The organism is Frankia sp. CeRuru1 (genome assembly GCF_977966315.1).
The window spans coordinates 1-6022 of the sequence record NZ_CDWWEW010000321.1 but is presented as its reverse complement, the minus strand read 5'-3'; the positions used below and the strand labels follow the sequence as shown (position 1 = coordinate 6022).

Here is a 6022-nt window from a genome sequence, read left to right as displayed (position 1 = left end):
GGCAAGAGCCACACCATCGCGAACATGATCTGCCACCTCGTGGCACACGGGCAGCGGGTGCTCGTCACCGCGCAGGACGAACAGGCCCTCACGGTGCTGCGCGACAAGATCCCGCGGGAGCTGCGCGACCTGACCGTCGCCGTGCTCGGGTCGAGCCGGGCCGACCTCGACGAACTGCGCGCCGCTGTCGTAGAGATCTCCGGGGCGGTCAGCGAGGTCGACCCGGCGCGGGAGACCGCGGCCGTGAAGGCCCTCGCCGAGGAGCTGGACGCCGCCCGCGCCACCGCCCGCACCCTCGAACTGCGGATGATCGACCTGCTGGCCAGCGAGGCGCGGGAGTTCGACCTGCCGCACGGGCGGGAACGCGCGCCGGAGGTGGCGAGCTGGCTGGCCGAGCGCGCGGACGAGTTCGGGTTCGTCCCCGACCGGCTCGACCCCACCCACGCGCTTCCGCTCGGCCCGGCCGAGCTCGCCGAGCTCTACCGGACCGCGCGCGAGATCACCCCCGCCGACGCCCGGGCCGCCGCGAGCAATCTGCCGGACGACCTGCCGGACGGCGCGTCGCTGCCGGGCGCGGTCACCCTCGGCCGGCTGCACGACGAACTCGACGAGATCCGCGCCGGGCTCGCCGACCTCGAACAGGCCGGCCTGTCCGTCGACGCGCTCGACGCTCTCGATGCCCTCGATGCCGACGGTGCCGACGGTGCCGACGGCGTCCGTGCCCTGGTCGAGGACACCCGGGCCGCCGCCGACCGGCTGCGCCGGCTGTCGGTCGGCTGGCTCGCCACCGCCCGGGCGCAGTGCGCGCCATCGGGTGAGCAGGCCGGGTTCTGGGCCGACCAGGCCACGGCCCTCGCCGCCGAGGTCGCCGAGCTGCGCCGCCTGACCACCCTCACCTTCGGCCGTTCCATCGAGCTGCCCACCGGTGACCCGCGGGTCCAGCTGAGGCTGCTCGCCGACCTGCGGGGCCGCTTCGCCGCCGGCCGGGGGATCCCCCGCCTCGGCGGGCGGGAACTGCGGGACCTGCACGACGCGGTGCGCGTTGACGGGCTGGTCGCACGCACGGTGGGCGATGTGGCAATCGTCGAGGCAGAGGTGCGCCGCCGTCAGACGCTGACCGCCGCCGCCACCCGTCAGGCCGCGATCGCCGCCGCCCTCGGCGGCGAGGCCGTCGAGCCCGCGGCACCCGACGTCCTCACCCGGCTCGACGCGGTCGCCGGCGGCCTCGCCGATGCCGTCGACTGGGAACGCCGGGCGGCGCCGGAGCTGTCCGCCCGGCTGCGCGCCGTCTTCCCTCCCGGCTTCGCCTCCGGCCATCGCGCCGGCTTCCCCAACGGCCATCCCACCGGCTTCCCCAACGGCCATCCCACCGGCCATCGCGTCACGACGGCGCCTTCCGACCCGGACACGCTTTCCCACCTCGCCGGCCTGCTTGCCGCGGCGACCGGCCGACGGCGCGAGAAGGAGATCGTCGGTGCGCTCGCCGTGGTGGAACGGGCGCTCACCGAGGGAGGCCGTGGCCCGCAGGCCGGCCGGGTGTGGGCCGGCCTGCACGAGGCGCTGGCCAGGCGGGACCTGGCGGCCTGGACGGCGCTGCTCGACGAAAGCGCCCGGCTGGCGGCGCTGCGCCCCGACGTGGAACGCCGGGACCGGCTGGCGGCCCGGCTGCGCGCGGTCGCGCCGCTGTGGACCGACGCCATCCTCACCGGGCAGGGTGACCCGTCGGGCTGCGGTGATCCGGTGCGGGCCGATGATCCGGTGCGGGCCGGCGATCCGGTGCGGGCCGGCGATCCGGTGCGGGCCGGCGAGGCGTGGCGCTGGCGCCAAGCCCAGACCTGGCTCGACGACCTGCACGCCGACGGCGACCTCACCACGCTCGGCCGTCAGCTCGCCGACGCCTCGCGGCACGTGCGCGCCCTGGTGCTGGAGACCACGCGTCGCTCCGCCCGGCTGGGCCTGGCGATCCGGCTCGGCGATTCCCAGCGCCGGGCGCTGACCGGCTGGGTGCAGGCACTCGACCGGATCGGGAAGGGCACCGGGAAGTACGCCCCGCGGTGGCGCGCCGAGGCCCGGGCCCACATGCGGGCGGCGATGGGCGCCGTACCGGTGTGGATCATGCCGACGCACCGGGTGATGGAGAACTTCGACCCGGGCGCCGACAACCTGTTCGACGTGGTCATCGTGGACGAGTCCAGCCAGTGCGACCTACTGGCCCTCGGCGTGCTGAGCCTGGGCCGCAAGGCCGTCGTCGTCGGCGACGACGCCCAGACGAGTCCGGAGGCCGTCGGCATCGAACGGGCCAAGGTGCATGCCCTGATCGACGCGCACCTGCCCGACGTCGCCCAGCGTTCGCTGCTCGACGTGGAGGCAAGTCTCTACGACACCGCGGCCCGGGTCTTCCCGCGCACCATCGTGCTCAAGGAACACTTCCGCTGCCTGCCCGACATCATCGGCTTCTCCAACCGCTTCTACGACCAGCAGATCCTGCCGTTGCGGGAGGATCCGGAGCTCGCCATCGGCGCGCCGCTGCGACCGGTCCGGGTCCCCGGGGGCGCCCGGTCGCAGACCCGCTTCGGCGACGCGAACCCGGCGGAGGCGCAAGCCCTTGTCGAGCGGGTCCTCGCCTGCTGCGCCGACCCGGCCTACGAGGGGATGAGCATGGGCGTGGTCACCCTGCTCGGCGCTGGCCAGCCCCGCCTCATCGAACACACCCTGGTCGACCGGCTTGGGGAGCGCGAGTTCTCCCGCCGCGACCTGCGGGTCGGCGACCCGTACCAGTTCCAGGGCGACGAACGGGACGTCATCTTCATCTCCGTCGTCGCGGACGACAACCGCTCGGCCGCCACCCGCCGCCGTGACCAGCAACGGGTCAACGTGGCCGCGAGCCGCGCCCGCAACCAGATGTGGGTGTTCCACAGCGTCGACCCGGCCACGCTGCGCGACGACGATGTGCGGCGCCAGCTGATCGAGTACATGTACGCCGGGCAGACCGGACGGCTCGACACGGATCTGGCCGATCGCTGCGAGAGCGAGTTCGAACGGGCCGTCCTGCGCGAGCTCCTCGCCCGCGGCTACCGGGTTCGCCCCCAGCATCCGGTCGGGCGCTACCGGATCGACCTGGTCGTCGAGGGGGTCTCCGACCTGGTCGTCGAGGGGGTCGCCGAGGGGGTCGCCGCCGCGCGAGCCACCGCCGAACAAGCCGTCACCGAAGGAGCCACCGCCAAGCGAGCCGCCGCCGCGGGAGCCGCCGCTGGGGATGTGGGGCGCCGCGGCCCCCGCCTCGCGGTCGAGTGCGACGGTGACCGTTTCCACGGGCCCGACCAGTGGGAGGCGGATCTGCGCCGCCAGCGGATCCTGGAACGGCTCGGCTGGACGTTCTTCCGGATCCGCGGCTCGGAGTTCTACCGGCATCCCCGGCCGACCCTGGACGCGCTGGTGCGGCGTCTCGACCAGCTCGGCATCCACCCGGCGCCAGTGCCAGTGCCAGTGCCAGGTGGCGAATTTGGGGGACCTGAGCACGGTCTGCGGTCCCTGGACCGTGCCTTGCTCCCCACAACTCGGCCACCACGGCCACCACGGCCACCACGGCCACCACGGCCACCGGCCGGCCCGCCGACGGAAGAGTCCTGATCTATCCGTTGGCGGCCCGGGGTTTGGGGCCGGTGGCGCGCATGTTCACCAGTCTGCCAAGCAGGTCGAACCAGAAGGGGGCGCCGGCGGTGAGCGCGAAGCAGGCGATCGCGATGCCGGCGATTTTCAGGAGCCAGCCCTCGACGGAGTCGGGAACCTCCCGTGGGTCGTCGCGGCCCGCGGAGTTGTGGACCCAACCGATCGGGAAGGCGAGCCCCGAGGCGTCGCGCACCGTCTTGATCACCTGTTCCGTGGCGTCCCCCACCGTGGGCTGGTCGGAGGTGAGGCGGGTGCCGGAGGCGGAATCCCCGGCGGAATCCCCGGCCGCCTCGCCGGATGAACCCACCTCGGCCTGGGCCGCGGTCACGGCCGCCTGCCGCACGGTGCCGTCCTGCCAGAGCGCCCGCGCGATCCCGATCGCGTCGAGGTTGAACAGGACGGACAGCAGGACCGCGTAGCCGAGCAGGAAGACGGCGATGCGCCGCTTGTACCACCCGGACAGGCGGTCCATCGCGTCGTCGTACCACCGGGCCAGCTCGAGGACGACCTTCTCGCGGTCCCCGCCGGCCTGGACTATCGCCGTGGTCATCGCGGTCTTCACCGGGGAGGGGGGCATCGCGGCGAGCCCGTCCTCCACCGTTCCCACGGCTCCGGCCTTGGTGGCGGCGACGAGCGCAGCGGCCACGACCCGCCCGGTGGGGTGATCCACGGGCATCGCGTCGTACAGGGCCTGGGCGGACCTCTCCTCGAGGGCATGCCGGGCACCGTCGTAGGCCCGCCGGTACGCGGCCCTGGCCTCGTCGGAGACGTGGTCGGGCAGGGTGTCCGGGCGGAGCTGGGACAGCATGGCCCGGGCGGGCGGGTCGACCCGGTCCAGCAGCGCCTGAGCGAAGGCGGTGGACGGCAGGTAGGACGGCAACCGCAATGTGTGCGCGCGGCGCACCGAGCCCCAGGTCCCGGAAACCGGCGGATGGTCGGCCATGGCCGGCAGGGAGGTGTCGCGGCCGGTGGCGCGCATGGCCAGAAGCGGCCCGTCCAACAGTTCGGCGACGAGGTCCGTCCGATCCGCGGGCGGGTCCGCCCCCGGATCGGACGGTTCGGCGGGCCGGTCACCGCCGAGCAGCCGTCGCAGCTCGGCCTCCAGCTGGCGCCCCCGGTAGCGGAACAGAGCGAGCACGGCCTCGTTGATCCGGGAGACGGCGAGGCTGAACGCGGCAAAGAGCAGCGCGAGCCCGATCAGGACATCAAGAGCGGATGAGTCCGGCATAACCCCCCGATTCCGAGCCCCTCGGGGCACCCGCGCCACCGCTTTCACGGCCGAGGAGTACGCACCGGGACTGTCCTGGGCAGACCGCGCATTTCTACACCTCGGCGCAGAACCGGCACTCAGTGGCATCATCGGACACCTGGTCGGAGCGGGCGAAGATGGGCACCAGACGACCGGGCTGCCCCGCTTCGAACAGCGGGCCATGCTGGCAGGACTGGCCGGCCGGAGGGAACTGAGCCCGTGTCCATTCAGGGGTGGGCGGGCGTGGCCCGCTGACCTTGGGGTTTGTGGTGGGGGGACACGTCGTGGACGTTGCTTGATCGGCGTGGTTGGGCGTGGGGGATCAGGGGTGTGGCTGATCCGTCCGCGTTGTGGGAGCGGCGTCTGGCGGCGGCCGAGGCGCGGATTGAGGGGCTTGCCGAAGGGCTGGTCGAGGCCCGGTCGGCGAACGAGAAGCTGGCGGCGGCGAACGAGCGGCTGCGGTGGGTCGTTGCGGACGCGGCCGCACGTCATGAGTCGCAGCTCGCCGCGGCGCGGGCTGAGGGGGACCGGGCGTGGCGGCGGGTCGCCGAGCCTGAGCTTGAGGTCGCTGACCTGCGGCGGCGGCTGTCGATGGACAGTACGAACTCCTCCGTGCCGCCGTCGAGGGAGCCGATCGGTGCGAAGGAGAAACGGAAGGCGCAGCGGCGGGCCTCGTCGGAGCGGGTCCGTTCGAAGGACCGGAAGCCGGGCGGGCAGCCGGGGCATCCCGGTGCGGGGCTGAGCCGGGAGGCGGGGCTGGATCGGTCGTTACCGGCGGATCCGCCGGCGGAATGTTCGTCGTGCCAGGCGGATCTTGCTGGTGCCGAGGTGCTGGCCGGTGGCTGGGCGCAGGTGTGGGACCTGCTCGACCCGGTGCTGGAGAAGGTCGCGTGGGTGCTGCCGCGGCGCCGCCGCGGCTGCTGTGGGAAGGTCACGGCCGGGTCGGTGCCGGGGGTGCGGCACGCGGCGGCGGGCACGGTGTCCTACGGGCCGCGGCTGCACGCGGCGGCGGTGCTGCTGGCCTCCGAGGGGAACATGCCCGTCGAGCGGACGGCGATGGTCGTTGGCGCGCTGCTCGGGGTGCCGGTCTCGGCCGGGTTCGTC

2 protein-coding genes and 1 pseudogene are annotated in these 6022 nt (G+C 73.9%); 2 read left to right on the top strand and 1 reads right to left on the bottom strand.

Features of this window, described 5'->3' with window-relative positions; genetic code table 11:
• Positions 1–3630, top strand: a 3630-nt coding sequence (locus tag AC08OP_RS19200; protein ID WP_476615455.1) for an AAA domain-containing protein, incomplete at its 5' end; no start/stop codon positions are given.
• A 1-nt stretch (position 3631) separates the two neighbouring features.
• On the opposite strand, the gene AC08OP_RS19195 is transcribed toward AC08OP_RS19200, so the two are convergent.
• The gene (locus AC08OP_RS19195) at positions 3632–4897 is read right to left on the bottom strand and encodes a hypothetical protein (protein ID WP_476615454.1); all 1266 of its coding nucleotides are present in this window, start codon (positions 4895–4897) and stop codon (positions 3632–3634) included.
• A gap of 342 nt (positions 4898–5239) precedes the next feature.
• Between AC08OP_RS19195 and AC08OP_RS19190 the strand changes: the two are divergent.
• A pseudogene (locus tag AC08OP_RS19190) lies at positions 5240–6022 on the top strand (IS66-like element ISFsp11 family transposase); the annotation flags it as partial.